Genomic DNA, 19,335 nt, shown 5'->3' on the forward strand with positions numbered 1-19,335 from the left:
TTGTTTGGCTAAAACCGCCGCTTTGCACGGCAACACCGAACCACCTGGCATGGCCAGGCACAGTCCGTACGTCGCTAAACGGGCGCTTGCGCTTTTCTCATCATGATTAATTATAAGCCCAAACCATTGCCAGTAGGGAACCGAAAATAGTAAATAAGGCTATGATAACTCCATAAAATGTACTTGTATAAATGGAGGCTTTATCTTCACTTTCTCCAGCATGCATAAAGAGTACCAGCTGGACACCAGCCTGAATGAATGCAGTTACGAGAAGAATAGTCATGCCTACTGCAAATGACATATCCAGAAAATAAACACTAAGTGCTATTACTGTAAGCAGCAGGGAGAAAACAAAACCATTTACTTGTTTCATAGGAAATAATTCCTTCATCTTACATCATTCCTTTCAAGTAGATGAAACTGAAGATAAAAATCCAGACTACATCCAGGAAGTGCCAATATAAGGAGAAAATAAATGATTTATTGGCCGTTGCAGGCGTTAACCCGCGTTTTATAATCTGTATCATGATCATGATTCCCCAGAACAAACCAAAAGTAACATGGGCACCATGTGTTCCTAATGTTGTCAGTAAATTAGCTGTAAATCCACTTGTTTGTAATGTTGCACCAACATGGTAATAATGAATAAATTCATATATCTCAATACCAAGGAAGATGGCACCTAGTGCAAGTGTAATTCCTAAAAAGCCCAACATCGCTTTTGGACGATTAATGCGCATTGCGTGAATGGCAAGACCAATGGTAAAACTGCTGGTCAATAGTACAAACGTTTCAAATAATACTGGGGTAATTTCAAAAATCTCTGCCCCAGTCGGTCCACTGCCAGTACGGTTTTCATAAACGAAGTAAGACGTAAACAGTGTAGCAAAAAGCATAATCTCGGCACCTAAGAAAATCCAGAAACCAAGGATATTAAATCGATTTTGTTCGGTGCTATATTCTAGAGGCTGTGAGTGATCTATTTTCATTTGTCAGCACCTCCAAATTTTTCTTCTGTCTCTTTAATTTCCTTAACTGGGATATGATATCCATGATCTTGTTCAAAGGAACGATAGGTCATGCATGCAAATATAGCTAATAGGGATAGGATAACACCAATCCAAATGGAAAAGACAAACGAGAATCCAAATACAAAGAATAATCCTCCCATAATAAATGGTACACCGCTCTTATTCGGCATATGAATTTCTTCGTATTCTTTGTTAAATAATGAATGACCGTGTTTCTTCTGATCCCAGAATGCTTGGGAAGATTTGACTTCCGGTGTTACTGCAAAGTTATATTCTGGTACCGGGTTATGAGTAGCCCATTCCAATGAACGAGCATTCCATGGATCGTCTCCAACATTTCTTGGAGCATATCGGAAACTGTAGTACACGTTATATACAATTAGTACAAACCCAATTGCCATAAGTCCTGCACCAAAGAAAGAAAGCATATTTAGCGGACCGAAACCAGTTGCTTCAGAATACGTGTACATGCGTCGTGCTTGCCCATCTAAACCGGTAATATACATTGGGAAGAACGCGAAACAGAAACCAATTGCAAGGTTCCAGAATGCCCATTTTCCAATTCTTTCGTTAAGTAGGAAACCGAACATTTTCGGCCACCAGTAGGTAAACCCTGCTAATACCGCAAATACAACCCCTGGAATAATAACATTATGGAAGTGAGCAACCAGAAACATTGTATTATGATACTGATAGTCAGCACTTGCCATTGCAAGCATGACCCCGGTAACCCCACCTATAGTAAATAGGGGGATAAATGCTACAGAATAGAGCATTGGTACGGTAAAAGTGATTTTCCCTCGCCACATGGTTAGGAGCCAGTTAAAGATTTTTATTCCTGTTGGAACAGCAATGGCCATCGTAGTGATAGAGAAAATGCTGTTTGTCAATGCCCCGTGTCCCATCGTAAAGAAATGGTGAACCCATACTAGGAACGATAGAAGGGAGATAATAACCATTGACCCAACCATTGATGTATATCCGTATAGATTACGTTGTGAAAATGTTGAAATGATTTCACTGTAAATACCGAATGCAGGCAGGATTAATATATATACTTCAGGATGTCCCCAAATCCAGAAAAGGTTTGCCCACATCATATCCATACCGCCATTGACACTTGTAAAAAAGTTTGTGCCAAATTGTCTATCAAATGTACCCATAAGAAGGGCAATAGTTAATACTGGAAAAGCAAAAACGATAATAATGTTTGTAATAAGAGCAGACCATGTAAACATCGGCATTTTCATCAGTTTCATGCCTGGTGCTCTCATTTTCAGGATGGTAACGACAAAGTTAATACCGGACATTAATGTACCGATTCCTGAAATCTGTAATGCCCAATTGTAGTAGTTGACACCTACAGATGGACTGAATTCATTGCTTGCTAGTGGATAATAGTTGGTCCAACCGGCATCTGGAGACCCACCTACCACAAATGATATATTGAATAACATTGCTCCTGCAAAGAACAGCCAAAAGCTAAGTGCATTTAGTCGTGGGAACGCCACGTCACGTGCTCCAATTTGCAATGGAACAACAAAGTTCATAAGACCGATAATAAATGGCATAGCCATAAAGAATATCATCACAATTCCATGTGTGGTAAAGACCTCATTATAATGTTGTGCATCTAAAAATGTGTTCTCCGGCATAGAGGTTTGGAAACGCATCATAACTGCATCCGCACCTCCGCGGAATAACATGAGTAAAGCTGAGATGATATACATAATTCCGATTCGTTTGTGGTCAACGGTCGTTAACCATTCATCCCATAAATAGCCCCATTTTTTAAAATAAGTAATTCCCGCAATGATTGCGATAACCACTAGACCAATGGCAACCATTGAAGCATAAATCAATGGACTTGGATGGGGGACGGCGAATCTTTCAAAGAATTCCATGTTTTAATCTCCTTTCGAGAGTGTATGATAGTGTTTCGTGATGCTCTATGAAAAATCAATGTTCACCATGTTCGGAGTGATCTTCCTGTTCTTTTTCTGATTCACTGCTTCCATGGTCATGACCAGCATGCTCTCCTTCAGGTGCTGGACTGAAATCTAAATGTGTACCTGTAAATGTGAGCTGCCCTAGATGACCAGGCTCCAATAATTCGTTAAATGTATCTTCTGTAATGGGATTTGCTGTTGCATGAATATCTTCCACCCATTGATCAAATTCATCTTGAGGCAAGGCAGTTACATTAAAAATATTTTCTGCAAAACCCTCCCCACTGAAATTCGCATTACGTCCCATGTATTCCCCTGGGTTATCAGCAGCTAAGTGGAGCGTAGTAACCATATCTGCCATGGCATATTTTTGACCTGCGAGCTGTGGAATCCAAAAGCTAGTAATTGGTCCAAATGAATAAAGTTTAAATTCGATTGGTCTGTTCGTCGGGATAAATACATAGTTTACTGTTTCGATATCTTCTTCTGGATAGCTGAAATGCCATTTCCAATTGGAAGAAGATGCATAAATTACTAATGGCTCCTGATCTTCATATCCCTCCGGTGGTGCTTCTACTTTATATGTAGAAGTAACCGATACGATGGATAAAAAGATAACAATTAGAACTGGAATTCCAATAATAATTCCTTCTACTATATGATTCCCTTCAATGTGTGGTGGCTCATAATCATCACTCTGCTTGGATGCACGATATTTGAATAAAACAATCGCTAAGAGTGTCATAACAACGATAACAATTATGGCCATCGTTGCTATGGAAAGCCAAATAACGTTAGCAGTTGTTTCTGCCTGTGGACCTTGAGGATCTAAAACTAATACCGGTTCACAACCAGTTAACACTACGGCGATAGTGAAAACTAACGATAAAATAAGCATTTTAAGTTTCATGTAGTTACCCCTTTCTAAGGTTGTCTATTTATTTTCATATTCGTGAATGGTTACAAACTAGCATATTATATGCTATTATCCTTAGAAAAAAAAAACAATGCTTTGAGAAAATATTCACAAAAAGTTCAATAAGGTTTGTACTTTTTTTGTATGAATAACGAAAACCTGCACAATGGGTATGAATTCAATGTAGTAGCGATAAAATCCTGTAAATTATTTGTAAAACTGTAATATTTTAAAATCTGTTGAAAAGATAAAGGGAGGGATGTATGTTTATGTGAAATGTTCACTGATGAACAAAGAGCGTGTGGTTGAATGAAAATATACTGGAAAACTATTAAAAAATTGAAATAGATAATAGAACATAAGATTTGTAGAGAAAGTTGTCATTTTGAAAAATTTTGGTTTTTCCATGAAAAGAATACTGTAACGTAATTTGATGGTCATGGTTTGGTGCCATACGAATTTCTACGGAAAGCGTACTGCTCGGAATGGAAATCATGAAACACTCACAGTAACAAATATACCGAGAGAATAAATCTGTCGATACATTTTAAACTGGGAGGGGGGAATACTTTTATTAAATGAAATAAATAGAGGGGATTTTCGTCGTGACCTTAGTTCGACTTGGATATTCAGCAATTAGTATGCATGTAAAAAACAGTTCGACTTCCAAAACAATGACATATACCCATTTTTCTAAACTGCAGGACAGAGAGGCAGCTATTCGTAAACTGGAGGAAATTGCAAAAAAGAATGTAACAAACCTTCTTCGTCTGTTAAAACATAATGCTGGTAATGACATACAATTTTATCGCATTTCTTCCAAGTTAATTCCACTAGCAGACCACCCGGAAACATCAGACTGGAACTATATTAAACCGTTGGAAGGACCACTAAATAATGTTAAAGAATTTCTTTCTCAACATCCACTTATGAGGGTCGATTTTCATGCAGATCATTTTGTATTAATTAATTCACCAAAGAAGGAAGTATTAGCAAATTCACTTAAAACCTTACGTATGCATTATCGTTTATTAAAGGCTTTGGGTCTAAATCCAGAACATCGCTGTGTGATGCATGTTGGAGGAGGTTATGGTGACAGGGAAAAGGCTTTAGAGCAGTTTATACATAATTGGGGGTTTGTACCATCTGATGTGCAGCGTATGATTATTTTGGAAAATGATGACAAAACATTTACAATGCTGGAAACCTTATATCTATGTGAAAAGTTAGAAATTCCTTTCGTCTTTGATTATCACCATCATCTTGCCCATCATGAGGAACGTAACTGGTATTCCTATTGGGACCGTATTGTAAACACCTGGAAATTATCTCATCTTCCTATAAAAATGCATATATCCAGTCCAAAATCTGAACAAAAATTTCGGGCGCATGCTGATTATGTGGATAGCAGGATGTTTATGGATTTTTTGCTTGAAATAAAAGGAAGCGTCCCGCAAATAGACTGTATGATTGAGGCTAAACAAAAAGATGAAGCGCTATTCCAATTAATGAAGGATATAAAACAATATTCAGAAGTGGAAGTGGTGGATGGTGGAAGTTTTATCCTGAAATAAAACAAATTACTGTGTAAAATTTAATGGTATGCAGTGATTTATATGGTAGAGGACAGACTTATCCGTGGCGGTAAGGAAAGTCTCGTTGTAGCTTTATTACGGGAGCTTGACACCGTACAAACATTCATATTTTATCAACTTAGTGAAGAACAACAATTTTTTAGAAAACTGTCTATTATTTTATTCTAAATGGAGGATTGGAATAGTATGATGTTCTAACAAAAGTTTTTAAATAGGAGAAGATTATGGGTTTTGATGTCAGCATAAAGAAGGAAATGAAACAGACGAAGGAACGTAGGAAATGCAGTTATCTCAGTGGGATAATCCCGGTTACTATTACGGTAATCCTTTTAGTTGCCATTATCCTTTTGTACGAGATGAAATGGAAGGAGACATCTGTGGTTATTAGTCACTCTCCAAGTAAGCTGCATACGATAGAAGTGGTGGAAGTGGGACGAGCCTGGGATGGGAGACCATCTTCTGTCCGTATTAAAAGTGAAGGGGACCATATGGATTTTAGTATTTATAATAATGGGGAAAAACTGGATGAATTCAATGTTGTTGTGTATTGGAAAAATGACTATGAAGCAATTATTACCTTATATGGGTATGAGCAAATGCCCGAGACCTTCCATTTTATAGCGCCATTGAATAAGTATGAGGCATAATAAAAGGAATCGCCACTTTTCTTACGGTGGAGATTCCTTTTATCCATTTTATGTTCGCTGCATGCTATCCTCCAACAGTTCCAATAACACACCCCCGATAATTTCTCCGGCAGTTCTTGGAGCGGTTTTACCTGGTAATCCTAGGGCGTGTATCGTTTTAACCCCTTTTTTTTCGGCATAGTCAAAGTCTGTACCGCCCGGCTTGGATGCAAGGTCAATAATAAGAGAGGAAGCTTCCATATTATCGATGATATTGGTGTCGATAATTAAATGAGGTACCGTATTGATACAGATATCCATACCGGAAATTACTTTGTCAATTTTTTCAGTTGCAATGGAATTTATACCCATCTCATTAATACGAGCAAAGTGTGCTGATTTTCTTGCAGCAACTGTAACATTTGCTCCTAATGCCGCAAAAACACGAGCTAATGTGATTCCAATTCTCCCAAATCCAATAATTATAATGTTGGATCCGTGTATCGTTACATCTGTCTCTTCAATGGCAAGTTTCAATGTTGCTTCAGCAGTTGGAATCGAATTATAAATAGCAATATCATCCCGAGTAAATAAGCGGATCAGTTTCCGATTTGCTGTTTTAGCTGCATTTTCTAAATAATCGTTTGCTATGCCTGTATAAATCACACAATGCTCAGGTGTTTCATGTAATCGTTGTTTTGGCAGTTTAAGCTGTTTATCGGTATATGTAGTTTCAATGTTACCTTCTGAGTCTGTACCTGCAACAGGAAGTAAAATAGCATCAATTTTACTGAAATCAACTTCTATTATCTCACGATGACTGATGAATGAATTCTCAAAGGATAATTGCTCAAATCCAGCTAAAAACACTCTTATTTCATTTGCTGCTAATTTGTCAATCACTTCTAAATAGCGATTGTCCCCTCCTATAATGAGTACCTTTAATCTATTTTTCAAAATTAATCCCGCCTTTCTTGTGCATAGCAAATGAATTTACTTATAGTTAGCGATATAGGAAATAGCGCCATTATTCATTTTATCGACTTTACCTTAGTCCTATGACTAAATTTAGGAAGTATAAATTTAAGCCTAAACATGTTTTCCTTAAGTGAAATTATAACATCTATGAAATCTAGTGTTGCAACATGAAAGGGTATAAAGGGAAATACTCGAGTGGGAATGGGAATATATCTGAAGTGAGAACAGATCTGCAATTGACGGTAATATGTATTTGGAAAGGAGCATAAGGAATACGAATTTACCATCGTCTTGTTTTGCATGATATGGAAGGAAAAGGAGGTTAGATTTACATTCAATAGGAGGAGGTATTTGCGGGTAAACGTTACAGGAGCATTGTTAGCTATGTGTGGGTTCAACCATAATTGCGTTTGGTTGCGAATCATATTGCATCGATGTAAAAAATCAGCCCCCGGTTGATCTACTGTTTTAATTACTAGTCTGAAAATGGTGTGGTCCAGATAAAAAGGTGGAAGATAGCCTTCCAATATGTTTAATACAGAAAAGCTATCTATCCATCCTTTCGACAAATTTCGGGAAGTGACAGGCACCTCTTCATATCATGGTTTCGGGGTCGATGGCTTTTTTGATTTTTTCGGTTAGTAATCCTTTTTGCTGAAGGATTTGCTGAATGGTCATGTTTTTTTCTTCTGCTTCAAGGCCAATCTGTGAAGCGTAATCATATCCCAGAATGGGACTTAAACCTGTAACAAGGGAAAGACTGGATTCCATCCATTTCCGACAGTTGTCTTCTTTGGCCTGTATACCAATGATACATTTTTCTGTCAAAGTAGGGATCGTGTTAGATAACAATTCAATTGATTCAAGAAAGGAATGGGCAATAACAGGTGACATAACATTAATCTCCAGCTCACTTGCAAGACCTGCAGTTGTAATCGTTGTTTCATAACCAATTACCTGACAGCATACCATATGTGTCATTTCTAGAATTGCCGGGTTAACCTTGCCAGGCATAATGGTGGAACCAGGCTGTACGGCTGGTAGTGTAATTTCTGCTAGCCCGGTTCTTGGGCCAGAAGCTAACAGTCGTAAATCGCTGGTAATCTTAATTAAGTGAATGGCCAATTCCTTTAATGCTTGCATTGTTCGAATTGGGGCATTTCGATTTTGCATAAAGCTAAACATGCTTTTAGGCTGTCGAAAAGGAAGTTCTGTTCGATTGCGGATTTTATCTATCACTTTCTTTGGATAATCAGGGTGTGTATTAATAATCGTACCGACTGCATTTCCGCCTAATCCAATTTCGTACAATAAGTCAATCGTTGATTCAATTTGCTGATAGGCCGACTGTATGGTACCTGCATAACCGGAGAACTCATGTCCCAAACGAATTGGCACCGCATCATGCAGATGGGTTCTGCCACTTTTTACTATAGGCATAAATTCTTCCGCTTTCCTCTCTAATTCTTTTTGCAGCTGAAAAAGGGCAGGAAGGAGTCTTTGATGCAAACTCCTTGCTGCTGCCATTTGAATGGCTGCTGGAAACGTGTCATTCGTTGATTGGGCCATATTTACATGATCATTTCCATGAACTTGGTAGGTTCCTAGTGTACCACCTAATATCTCCGTTGCTCGGTTGGCTATGATTTCATTTGCATTCATATTTTGGGATGTACCTGCACCTGCCTGATATACATCTACAACAAAATGGTCATCCCATTTGCCTTCAATGACTTCTTCTGCAGCCTGTACGATAGCTTTTCCCTTATCTTTCGGCAGCATCCCCAATTCCATATTTGAAGTTGCTGCCGCAGCTTTTATAATTCCCTGTGCTTCAATAAATGAACGGGGCAGCTTTAGTCCACTTATTTGAAAATTTTCTACTGCTCTTTGGGTTTGAGGTCCATAATATTTATCTTTTGGTACTAATATTTTTCCCATCGTATCTTTTTCTGTACGATATTGCTTAGAATCATGCATAAATATTCCCCTTTTTATCGTATTTGCTACTGTTATAAAGGGTATTATTTCCAATAATAATGTTAAAATGCGTGATTTTACTTGTACGATTCGTATATAGAGGGAGGGTTGTTGAATTAAAAGGACCATTTTGCACGGTAACACCAAACTACTCGCTATGACCTAGCAAAGTCTGTGCGTTGTTATAAAGGCACTGGCTTTTTTCTTAATAACTACATTTTTTCTTTGTGATTAACAGGTTTTAATGCCATTACAGAAAGAATAATAGGTGAATTTTAAGTAGTTAGGAAACACGTTATTTTGCTCAGAGGGCCACTTGGTCTTTCATTTGTTTTTAACAATCAGTAAGTAATGGAAGAAAGCCTATTGATTAAACGTTTATTATATAATCATCCAATATTTAAAATATTGACTAAATTCATTCGATTCATTATACTTGTTTCAGGCAGGAATTAGTCAATTGAGTATTACCTAAGGATACTCATTATATTCAGGCGCATTGTGTAAGCGTCTTCTTAGTGTGGAGGTGGTAAATGATCGGTATATAGAAGGAAGGATATTGTTTAGCAGTTACTTTGAAAATTTTAAGGAGGGATAATCAGTGGAAAAGCCAGAAGCGTATAAAACGCTCGATGAAAAGCAAAGGCGCTATTGGAAGAAAAATGTAAAATTAATCAGTAGTTTGCTTGTTGTTTGGGCTCTTGTTGGTTTCGGAGGGGGGATTCTCTTTGCGGAACCGTTAAGTCAAGTTTCATTCTTTGGTGTATCACTTTCATTTTGGATTGCGCAGCAAGGAGCGATTTTAGTCTTTATTCTTTTAATTTTAATCTATGCTATTCGGATGGATAAATTGGACCAGGAATATATAAAGGAAGCAAACAGGGAGAAGGAAACAAAATAGATGGTAAATAGGGGAGGGATTTGGTTTTGAGTGTAGAAGCAATTACGATAACGATGGTTATTATTACTTTTGGAATTTATACAGGGATTGGCTGGTGGTCAAGGGTTCGTGATACTTCCAATTTCTATGTTGCCGGACAAAATGTGCCAACAGTAGCTAACGGTGCAGCAATAGCTGCGGACTGGATGTCTGCTGCGTCCTTTATTTCTATGGCTGGTCTTGTTGCGTTCTTAGGTTTTGATGGAACCATCTATCTGATGGGGTGGACTGGTGGGTATGTACTTCTGGCATTATTATTAGCACCATATTTACGGAAGTTCGGTAAATTTACGGTTCCTGACTTTATTGGAGACCGGTTTTATTCAAGCAGCGCTCGAGCTGTAGCGGCAATTGCTACAATATTTATTTCTTTAACTTATATTTCCGGACAAATGCGTGGAGTTGGGATTGTGTTTAGCCGCTATTTACAAGTTGATATTATTGTCGGTGTTTTAATTGGAATGGCTATTGTCGGCTTTTTCGCCCTTCTTGGTGGGATGAAAGGAGTGACTTGGACGCAAGCCATTCAATATTTTGTCATTATTATTGCCTTTTTAATTCCAGCATTTGCGATATCTTATCAACTGACAGGAAATCCTGTCCCTCAGCTTGCTCTTACAGGAAGTGACATTATTGCCCGTCTTGGCCAAATACAGGTTGATTTAGGTATGACGGAATATATGGCACCTTTTACAGATCTCTCGTTAATAAATGTTTTTATGATTACACTTGCATTAATGGCGGGAACAGCAGGATTGCCGCATGTTATTGTCCGCTTCTATACCGTTAAAAGCGTTCGTTCTGCCAGGTGGTCAGCGGTCTGGGCTATCGTATTTATCGCGTTGCTTTATTTGACTGCACCAGCAGTTGGGGCTTTTGCTAAGTATAATCTAATCGATACAATAGCGGATAAACCACTTAAAGAAGTACAGGAAATTGATTGGGTTAATAAATGGGAAACGACAGGGTTATTGCAATTTGATGACATAAATGGAGATGGCATCATTAACTTTACGGAAGGCGAAAATAATGAGGTTTCGATTGATGGTGATATTATTGTATTATCCACCCCTGAAGTAGCAAATCTCGCACCATTCATTATTGCATTAGTAGCTGCTGGTGGTTTAGCTGCCGCTCTTTCTACTGCCTCAGGGTTACTGATTACCATGACAAGTGCTGTATCCCATGATATTTACTATCGAATTTTTAATAAACAGGCTTCAGAGAAACAGCGTTTGCGTGTTGGCCGAATCACATTGTTAATTGCACTGTTAATTGCTGCTTATGTAGGAATCAATCCGCCAGGTTTTGCTGGTGAAGTAGTAGCACTGGCATTTGGCTTAGGTGCAGCAAGTCTGTTCCCGGTCATTTTATTAGGGATCTTTGATAAACGGATGAATAAAGAAGGGGCTATTGCAGGTATTCTAACTGGGTTAATTTTCACTCTGGTAATGATTGGTCTTATCTTGTCTGAATCAATATTTGGAACAGATGGAGCGATTCTGCAAAGTTTCTTTGGTATTAATGCACAAGGTGTTGGAGTAATTGGTATGCTGCTCAATTTCATTGTTGGTTTCATTGTTTCCCGTAATACCGAAGCACCGCCATTGGAAATCCAGCAATTAATTGAGAATGTCCGTGCACCTGAGGTAGATGATGAAAGTGAAATAGCTGCCAGTAAAGAAGAATAATAGTTTTATTACGTGATGAACTGGCTGAAAAAACCCTAACGAAAAGAATTTGCGACACTTTAAGAATGGTAAGTGGTAATTGGCAGCCAGTACACACCTGATTCGTTCTTCTGACAATCAGTGGGGGATGAAAAAAACCTCACTGATTGTAGATATACTTTATGAAAAAACTGGTTTCAGTTAAGGAGGTAGACGATGACTTGGACCATAATATTAGGAGGATTTGCGGTGGTGTTGTATTTGGTGCATCCGTGGATGAATATACATGCGTTTCGGAAAGTAATCGGAATTACGCTGTTTTTAGAGTTGTTTTATCTATTAGGACATTACATCATGGAGTGGCCATTTCCGACACCAATCGTTCTTTTGCAGCTCCTTGTTGTATCTGGTTTTGGTGTAGCACTGGGGGTTTTCTTCTCCCAATTATGGCCACTTCCTCCACAGAAAGGGTTTGAACGGATCCTCCGCACATTTTTATTAGTTATTCCAGCTTTAGGGTTCGGTATGGGGCTTCAAGTGCTTTTACAAGGTGCTCATGCCACGCAAGCTATCTATTTAATATTTGCTATGGCCGCCTGGCTGGGATCGGGTCATTTTATTCGGAAAGAAGCAGAAATGAAAAACATCGCAGGATAGAAAGTAGCCTTATATAAAAGAAAACAATCCGAACTAATTCGAATTCTAACTTAAGAATTTTGAATCATAGTTCGGATTTTTCTTTAACTAAAATACTTTTGTACCTGCTTCTTTTTATGTAGAAATGCTTCAATTCATTCGACAAAATTCGGGAAGTGACAGGCACCATATTTCGTGAGATAATTATTAAAATTAGGTTATCTTGGCTGAAGGAGGAACAGCAAATGGTTAAGATGCGGTGGCAAACTCCCGATGAGTTGAGGGCGTTATTAGTAGAGCTTGTTAGCTGGAAAAGCATGACATTATCGGAAGGGGAGAGGCAGTTCCCGTTTAAATTACAGGCAAAATTGCAGGATTTACCATACTTTCAAGAACATCCGGAAAATCTTGGTTTACATGACGCCGATTTAAGGAGGAAGTTCTTAACTGCACTGTACAAACATCCTGATGCAAAAGATACGATTTGTTTAATTAGTCATTTTGATACGGTAAATACAGAGGAGTATGGAGATCTTGAACCGTTAGCTACTCAACCTGAAGAGCTTACAAAGGTTTGGCAGGAACAAACAAGTGAAATACCGGAAGAAGTTTTGGAAGATTTACAATCCGGAGATTATTTATTTGGCCGAGGAACGATGGATATGAAAATGGGTTTGGTCCTGCATATGCGACTGATTGAAAAAGCAAGTACAGAAAACTGGCCAATTAATCTATTATTATTGACAGTACCGGATGAAGAAGTGAATTCAGCCGGGATGCGACTTGCTGTTCCTGAATTAATTTATTTACAGGAAAAATATCAGCTTAACTACCAACTGTTTTTGAACAGTGAACCGGTTTTTTCATTGAAACCTAACAATCATGATCACTATATTTATACTGGTACGATTGGGAAAATGCTTGCAGCAGCACTATTTTATGGAAAAGAAACACACGCAGGTGAACCATTAAGAGGGATTACCGCTCCATATATTGGATCATATCTAACTAGGGAAATGGAGTGGAATGACACGTTTCAGGAGATTGTGTTTAACGAGAAAACACCGCTTCCAGTTGTTTTACAGCAAACCGATTTAAGGTTGCATTATTCCACACAAACCCCTTATCGTTCTTCAGCATTATACAATATATTTGTATTCGAACGCAGTGCTTCTGAGGTTTTTGATCTATTTGAAAAAGCAGCAAATCAAGCTGCAGTAAAGTGCAACGAGGATTATAAGAAGGTTTGCAGAGCCAATGAAACAAAGCCAATTGGCGATGTGAAAGTGATTAAATACAAAGATTTATTAAATTATGCGATGAAGAAGATAGGTAAAGAAACAATAGAAGAGATCAAAGCGGATATTTATTTTCATGATGAATGGGATGATCGGGAAAAGTCTCTTCGTATAGCAGATAAATTAATGATACATTGTCAGGAATTGGCCCCTGCAATCATTATCTTGTTTGCACCTCCATATTATCCGGCAGTTAATTCTTCTAATGATCGTTTGGTAGATAAATGTTGTGATCTTATTATTAAGATGGCCAAGGAAAAATTACATTTGCCAATCAAGCAAATTCATTATTTTAATGGAATATGTGATTTGAGTTATGTTAATTATAAAGGAACGAAAGAAGGGTGGGCTGCCTTTGAGGATAACACTCCGGTCTGGGGCGATACTTATACAATACCATTTGAAGCGATGCAGAAACTGCAGGCTCCGGTCTTAAACATCGGGCCATTTGGAAAAGATCCACATAAACGAACAGAACGGTTGCATATTCGGAATGCATTTGCAGAAACACCAGTACTGATGGAAGAAGTAGTTAATGTGGTCATGGGAGGAAAGAGAAAGCCTTGAAGAACACTTACTTCAAGGCTTTTATAAAGCAAAACGAAACTAGACAGGTATGTAGGACGTTTAGTATACTACAACTATTAAGCATATTTTCCAACAAATCCTAACAATTTTCGACATGTACCTAATTTATCATGTTATTAACTGGCTCTATGTGCGTGTTCAAAAAGGAGGATGAAAAGGACCGAGAAGTTCGAGGCGGCGAAGCTTTGAGTAGCGGAGCGTATGCAGTTAATACGTGAGCAACGGAAAAGCGAGCCAACGAAGAAATTCGATGTGTCTTTTTCACCGGACTTTTTGAACATCCTCTATAAGACCAACTGGTTGGAATTTCAAATACTTTTAACATGGTAAGTGGGAGGATAAAAGCCTCACTGATAGAAGAGTCACTTTATCCACGGTTTTCAAGAGAGAAAGGGAGTAAGTAATGTATTCCAATAAAAATCGTACCATTCAACCTTCATATAAATCGAATCAATATCATTCGGATTTATTTTACCGATCTTTATTTGAATTTAATCCAGATACGGTTTTCTTTTTGGACAGAGAAGGGGTTATTGCCCAAGTAAACCGTGTATTCTCTGAAAAACTTGGATATGAAACCAATGACGTAATACTTCAGCCATTGGAAACCTTTTTGCCTGAAAAGGATGGAGAGTTGTATCAAGAGGTATTCAAACAGGTTTTGAAGGATCAATTTAAAAGAATTCACACAAAATTATTTCATAAAAATGGAAGCTACATTTACATATGGTTATCTTTAATACCAGCTAAAAATGATGGAAGGGTAGTTGGTGTGTTTGCACAGGCCCAGGATATAACCAAAGAAAAGCAAGCTGATCGGTTAAATGAACACTTAGCATACCATGATTCCTTAACAGACCTTCCTAATCGGCGTTATTTTGAAACTCGCCTAAAGGAAGAAATTATTACATGTAATGTAAAAAATCAAAAATTAGCAGTTTTGTATCTCGATTTGGACCGTTTTAAATATATGAATGATACGATGGGACATACGCTCGGAGATGTGTTTTTAAAGAAAATTTCGGACCGTTTAAGCGAGTGTATTTATGATAAGTGCTTTCTTGCTCGTATGGGTGGAGATGAATTCTCTATATTAGTACCAAATTTAAAGAATGATAAAGAACCAGGTGAAATATCGGAGCGAATCATTGAATCCCTGGCCAGGCCCTTTATTGTAGACGAATATGAATTATACATAACGACAAGTATCGGGGTAAGTGTTTTTCCGAGTGATGGAGAAGATATGGACACGGTGTTAAAATACGCGGATGTTGCTTTATATAAAGCAAAGGAAATGGGTAAAAATACGTATCATATTTATACAACAGGTACGAATAATCCCACTTATAAGCGATTTATATTAGAGAACGATTTACGGAGTGCGGTGGATGATAATCAGCTGGAATTATATTATCAACCAAAAGTATGTACCGAACATAATGAAATTGTCGGTGCCGAAGCACTTATTCGCTGGAATCACCCAAAGTGGGGGCTAATTCCCCCAAACGAATTTATTCCTTTAGCGGAAGAAATTGGTATAATCAGTAAAATTGAACGATGGGTTCTATATACGGCATGTAAGCAAACCAAAGCTTGGCAAGATGCGAACTTCCCGCCTATTCCTGTGTCGGTAAATCTTACTGCTAATCGTTTTTTAGAGAAAGGTTTTATTCAAACCATTATTAAAATTTTAGAGGAAACGAATCTGGAACCGCATTTTTTGGAGATTGAAATTACGGAGTCTTCTCTATTAGTAAATGAAAATGTTGTTTTTTCTATTTTGGATGATTTACGACGAATCGGTATTCAAATTTCATTGGATGATTTTGGAACAGGCTACTCATCGTTATCTTATTTAAAACGTTTTAAAGGAAGAATTGATACCCTAAAATTGGACCGTTCCTTTATTTATGACCTTAGCTACGAGGATTCTGAAGATGATAATTATATTACAAAATCTATTATCAATTTGGCACATCATTTAAAAATGGCTGTTGTAGCAGAAGGTGTGGAAACAATGGAACAACTGCAAATTCTTAATCAGTTTCATTGTAATACAATCCAAGGATATTTATTTTCTAAACCAGTCCCGGCATCTGAATTCATGAAATTAATGTCATTCGATCAACTTGAAGCCTATTCAGGTAAGGAAGAGGTGGATTCTTCCAAATTACTGGAGCAAAGAGTGTATCAGATTGATTACCCAATATTGGCATCCATGACAATAAACAGAATGAATGGCAGCAGAGCTGAAATGGATTCAGTAGAAGTATTAATCGATCAAATTACTGATGTTGGTTTGCGGTTTATTTCTAAAAACAGATTGGATCATGATCAAATTTCTGTCTTGAAATTCAATACCGAGATATTAGGTGAAAGAGTGAAGATAGATGGTGAAATACTTTGGTCAAGGGAAGTGCAGCCAGGAATTTATCACTATGGGGTTGAATTTCAAACGGGAGAACATCAGCCATTTATCCCATTTCATTTATTTTACTGAATCTATTTGATTAAATTTTCTAACAAACTTAAATTTTGGAGGAAAAACCGGAAATCCCTTATGTGACAAGGGATTTCCGGTTTTTCATTTTACTGAATACTTTAAAATTCTTATTATTTCATACTATTTGGCAGCATTTTATAGATTTTGGCAATTATTTCTTATTAATCGGAATCAATCATGATTAAATCAGTCAAATCAAGTTTAATCCATTTTGACGAAAGCTTGCGTTCCATATAAGCTAATTTACGTAATTGATTCACAAAAGTATCAGGAGGTGAAAGCATTAATATTTCCCAAGTAGCTGAAAAGTTGAAAATAACAACAGCGGAATACCATTTCCGTAAGCCAAATAAAGAAGACGGAGCTTCGGTGTGGGAGCTTGTTAAACATACTGGTAACCTTGATCTTAATTCTTCTTACAGCTATTTAATGTGGTGTGAAATTTTTTCAGATACATCCATTGTAGTGGTAAGAAAAGAAACGCAAAAAGTGGTTGGATTTATTTCTGGGTTTATTCATCCAGAAAAAGCTGATACGTTGTTTATTTGGCAGGTAGCTGTTCATGAGTCTGAAAGGGGAAATGGGTTGGCGACGAAGATGTTGCTACAACTGCTTGACAGAGATACAAGTGGAGATGTTCACTATGTAGAAGCAACTGTCTCACCGTCAAATACTCCTTCCAAACGTTTGTTCTTAGGTCTTGCAAGGAAATTTGAGACAAACTGGAAAATCAGTGATTATTTTACAGCTGATGATTTCCCGAGTACAGGACATGAAGATGAATTGTTGTTTAAAATCGGACCGTTTGAAAAATAATTAATTAAAGGATGAGTTGATGACAACTGCTGTAATAAGCAATGATAGAATGAAAACCTTTGAAGAATTAGAATCTGCAGTTAGAAGTTACAGCCGTGGTTGGCCTACCGTATTTGAAAGAGCAAAAGGTTATAAACTATGGGATGTAGATGGTAAAGAATATATTGATTTCTTTGCTGGGGCAGGCGCATTGAATTATGGTCATAATGATGCGGCGATGCAAGAGAAAATCATTGAATATATTCAAAAAGATGGGATTCTTCATAGCCTCGACATGGGAACGACTCCAAGAAAAGAGTTTCTGGAAAAGTTCCATGAAGTCATACTTACACCTCGTAACCTCGACTATAAAGTTATGTTTCCCGGACCTACAGGAACGAATTCAGTTGAAAGTGCATTAAAAATAGCAAGGAAAGTAACTGGCCGTGATACCGTTATTAGCTTTACAAACGCATTTCACGGAATGACAATTGGTTCTCTGTCTGTAACAGGTAATTCATTTAAACGACATGGAGCAGGTGTTCCGCTTCATCATACTGTAGCAATGCCTTTTGATGATTATGTGGAAGATCAGAATTCCATTGCATATATTGAAAGATTCCTAGAAGATAGTGGTAGTGGTGTTGCATTACCAGCTGCAATTATCTTAGAAACTGTTCAGGGTGAAGGCGGTATTAACGCTGCTTGCATGGAATGGCTGAAACAAATAGAAAGTATCTGCAGACGCTGGGATATTTTATTAATTGTGGATGATGTTCAAGCTGGATGCGGCAGAACTGGTACATTCTTTAGCTTTGAACCTGCAGGAATTAATCCTGATATCGTGTGTCTCTCTAAATCTATTGGTGGTTCTGGTTTACCAATGGCCATTACCCTTATTAAGCCAGAATATGATCAGTTTGGACCAGGAGAGCATAATGGGACTTTCCGTGGCAACAACCTGGCATTCATTACGGCAAAGGAAGCATTAGGCTTCTGGGAGACGGATGAATTTTCTAATAATATAAACGACAAAGCAAATCTATTAAAAGAAAAAATAGATGAGATTATTGCGAAGTACCCAGAATTAAAGGGAGAAGCACGTGGAAGAGGTCTTATGCAAGGAATCGCAGTAAATGTCGATGAACTTGCTGGTGAGATTTGTGCAGAAGCCTTTGATCGTGGTCTAATCGTGGAAACTTCCGGACCGAGCGATGAAGTTGTAAAATTCCTTCCTCCACTTATTATTGATGAAGAAGGACTTTTGAAAGGTTTGGAGATTCTTGATAATAGTATTGCACAAGTTCTTTCCAAATAAGTTAGATAGACTATAAAATTTCTACTAGTAAAGGAGATAAACAAAATGATCGTAAAATCACTAGACGATATTATTGGAACAGAAGACGAAACAAAAGGTGAAACTTGGGAGAGCCGTAGATTTATTTTGAAAAAAGATGGTGTTGGATTCAGCTTAAATGATACGATCATTAAAGCGGGAACAGAAAGTTACTTCTGGTATAAAAACCATATTGAAGCAGTTTACTGTATTGAAGGTGAAGGAGAGATTGAGAAAGTAGAAACTGGTGAAGTATGGCCAATTAAAGCTGGAACGATGTACTTATTAGACGAAAACGATAAACATAAATTACGTGCAACAACACAAATGAGAATGGTATGTGTATTCAACCCGCCATTGGTAGGAACTGAAACACATAATGAAGAAGGATACTATCCATTATTAACAGAATAGAACTTGAACATAAAACAGGCGCTATGATATAGCGCCTGTTATTTTTATTGCTTAGCGTACAATGTCAAATACTTTTTTCA

At 37.6% G+C, this 19,335-nt stretch carries 17 protein-coding genes; 11 read left to right on the top strand and 6 right to left on the bottom strand.

The features are described from left to right. Nucleotides 1-106: 106 nt before the first annotated feature. Genes qoxD through qoxA form a run of 4 tightly spaced genes read right to left on the bottom strand, consistent with a single transcriptional unit; the run spans nt 107 to nt 3,890 of the window. Complete coding sequence (qoxD, locus tag GMJ66_RS17785; RefSeq protein WP_156291664.1) at nt 107-391, bottom strand: cytochrome aa3 quinol oxidase subunit IV; 285 nt, start codon at nt 389-391, stop codon at nt 107-109. Nucleotide 392: 1 nt separating this feature from the next. Next, a complete protein-coding gene (gene qoxC, locus GMJ66_RS17790) occupies nt 393-989 on the bottom strand; it encodes a cytochrome aa3 quinol oxidase subunit III (protein ID WP_156291665.1) in 597 nt (198 codons plus the stop codon). Then, complete coding sequence (qoxB, locus tag GMJ66_RS17795) at nt 986-2,935, bottom strand: cytochrome aa3 quinol oxidase subunit I (protein WP_156291666.1); 1,950 nt, start codon at nt 2,933-2,935, stop codon at nt 986-988. The genes qoxC and qoxB overlap by 4 nt, the downstream gene beginning before the upstream one ends. Before the next feature lie 55 nt (nt 2,936-2,990). After that, nucleotides 2,991-3,890 carry a cytochrome aa3 quinol oxidase subunit II gene (gene qoxA, locus GMJ66_RS17800; RefSeq protein ID WP_156291667.1) on the bottom strand — a complete coding sequence of 300 codons (900 nt, stop codon included), beginning with the start codon at nt 3,888-3,890 and terminating at the stop codon, nt 2,991-2,993. Nucleotides 3,891-4,501: 611 nt separating this feature from the next. Here qoxA and uvsE point away from each other — a divergent pair. From uvsE to GMJ66_RS17815, 3 genes are read left to right on the top strand one after another with little or no spacing between them, the layout of a single operon-like run. Beyond that, nucleotides 4,502-5,470, top strand: a complete 969-nt coding sequence (uvsE, locus tag GMJ66_RS17805; RefSeq protein WP_156291668.1) for a UV DNA damage repair endonuclease UvsE — start codon at nt 4,502-4,504, stop codon at nt 5,468-5,470. Between the two features lie 42 nt (nt 5,471-5,512). Continuing rightward, nucleotides 5,513-5,659 (top strand): hypothetical protein, encoded by a 147-nt coding sequence (locus GMJ66_RS17810; protein WP_156291669.1) that lies wholly within the window; start codon nt 5,513-5,515, stop codon nt 5,657-5,659. A gap of 56 nt (nt 5,660-5,715) precedes the next feature. Next, complete coding sequence (locus GMJ66_RS17815; protein ID WP_156291670.1) at nt 5,716-6,138, top strand: hypothetical protein; 423 nt, start codon at nt 5,716-5,718, stop codon at nt 6,136-6,138. Between the two features lie 48 nt (nt 6,139-6,186). Here GMJ66_RS17815 and dpsA read toward each other — a convergent pair whose 3' ends face one another. Both dpsA and GMJ66_RS17825 read right to left on the bottom strand, forming a co-directional pair. Next, on the bottom strand, nt 6,187-7,074 hold the full coding sequence (dpsA, locus tag GMJ66_RS17820) for a dipicolinate synthase subunit DpsA (RefSeq protein WP_156291671.1): 888 nt from the start codon (nt 7,072-7,074) through the stop codon (nt 6,187-6,189). Between the two features lie 615 nt (nt 7,075-7,689). Continuing rightward, nucleotides 7,690-9,075 (bottom strand): class II fumarate hydratase, encoded by a 1,386-nt coding sequence (locus tag GMJ66_RS17825; RefSeq protein ID WP_156291672.1) that lies wholly within the window; start codon nt 9,073-9,075, stop codon nt 7,690-7,692. A gap of 601 nt (nt 9,076-9,676) precedes the next feature. On the opposite strand from GMJ66_RS17825, the gene GMJ66_RS17830 reads away from it, so the two are divergent. From GMJ66_RS17830 to GMJ66_RS17865, 8 genes are all read left to right on the top strand, one after another. Continuing rightward, nucleotides 9,677-9,976 carry a DUF4212 domain-containing protein gene (locus GMJ66_RS17830; protein ID WP_156291673.1) on the top strand — a complete coding sequence of 100 codons (300 nt, stop codon included), beginning with the start codon at nt 9,677-9,679 and terminating at the stop codon, nt 9,974-9,976. A gap of 26 nt (nt 9,977-10,002) precedes the next feature. Further along, nucleotides 10,003-11,706: a sodium:solute symporter family protein gene (locus tag GMJ66_RS17835; protein ID WP_156291674.1), complete on the top strand. Its 1,704-nt coding sequence runs from the start codon at nt 10,003-10,005 to the stop codon at nt 11,704-11,706. A 195-nt stretch (nt 11,707-11,901) separates the two neighbouring features. Next, nucleotides 11,902-12,342 (top strand): hypothetical protein, encoded by a 441-nt coding sequence (locus GMJ66_RS17840; RefSeq protein WP_156291675.1) that lies wholly within the window; start codon nt 11,902-11,904, stop codon nt 12,340-12,342. Nucleotides 12,343-12,566: 224 nt separating this feature from the next. Continuing rightward, nucleotides 12,567-14,186, top strand: a complete 1,620-nt coding sequence (locus GMJ66_RS17845; protein ID WP_156291676.1) for a M20/M25/M40 family metallo-hydrolase — start codon at nt 12,567-12,569, stop codon at nt 14,184-14,186. 424 nt (nt 14,187-14,610) lie between these two features. Beyond that, nucleotides 14,611-16,707: a sensor domain-containing protein gene (locus tag GMJ66_RS17850; protein ID WP_156291677.1), complete on the top strand. Its 2,097-nt coding sequence runs from the start codon at nt 14,611-14,613 to the stop codon at nt 16,705-16,707. Nucleotides 16,708-17,019: 312 nt separating this feature from the next. Further along, nucleotides 17,020-17,526 carry a diaminobutyrate acetyltransferase gene (ectA, locus tag GMJ66_RS17855; RefSeq protein ID WP_156291678.1) on the top strand — a complete coding sequence of 169 codons (507 nt, stop codon included), beginning with the start codon at nt 17,020-17,022 and terminating at the stop codon, nt 17,524-17,526. Nucleotides 17,527-17,545: 19 nt separating this feature from the next. Next, nucleotides 17,546-18,823, top strand: a complete 1,278-nt coding sequence (gene ectB / locus GMJ66_RS17860; RefSeq protein ID WP_156291679.1) for a diaminobutyrate--2-oxoglutarate transaminase — start codon at nt 17,546-17,548, stop codon at nt 18,821-18,823. Nucleotides 18,824-18,868: 45 nt separating this feature from the next. Beyond that, nucleotides 18,869-19,255 (top strand): ectoine synthase, encoded by a 387-nt coding sequence (locus GMJ66_RS17865; protein WP_156291680.1) that lies wholly within the window; start codon nt 18,869-18,871, stop codon nt 19,253-19,255. Nucleotides 19,256-19,335 lie beyond the last annotated feature (80 nt).

This window comes from Oceanobacillus salinisoli (genome assembly GCF_009733865.1).
In the GTDB taxonomy this organism is placed as follows: Bacteria; Bacillota; Bacilli; order Bacillales; family Amphibacillaceae; genus Oceanobacillus; species Oceanobacillus salinisoli.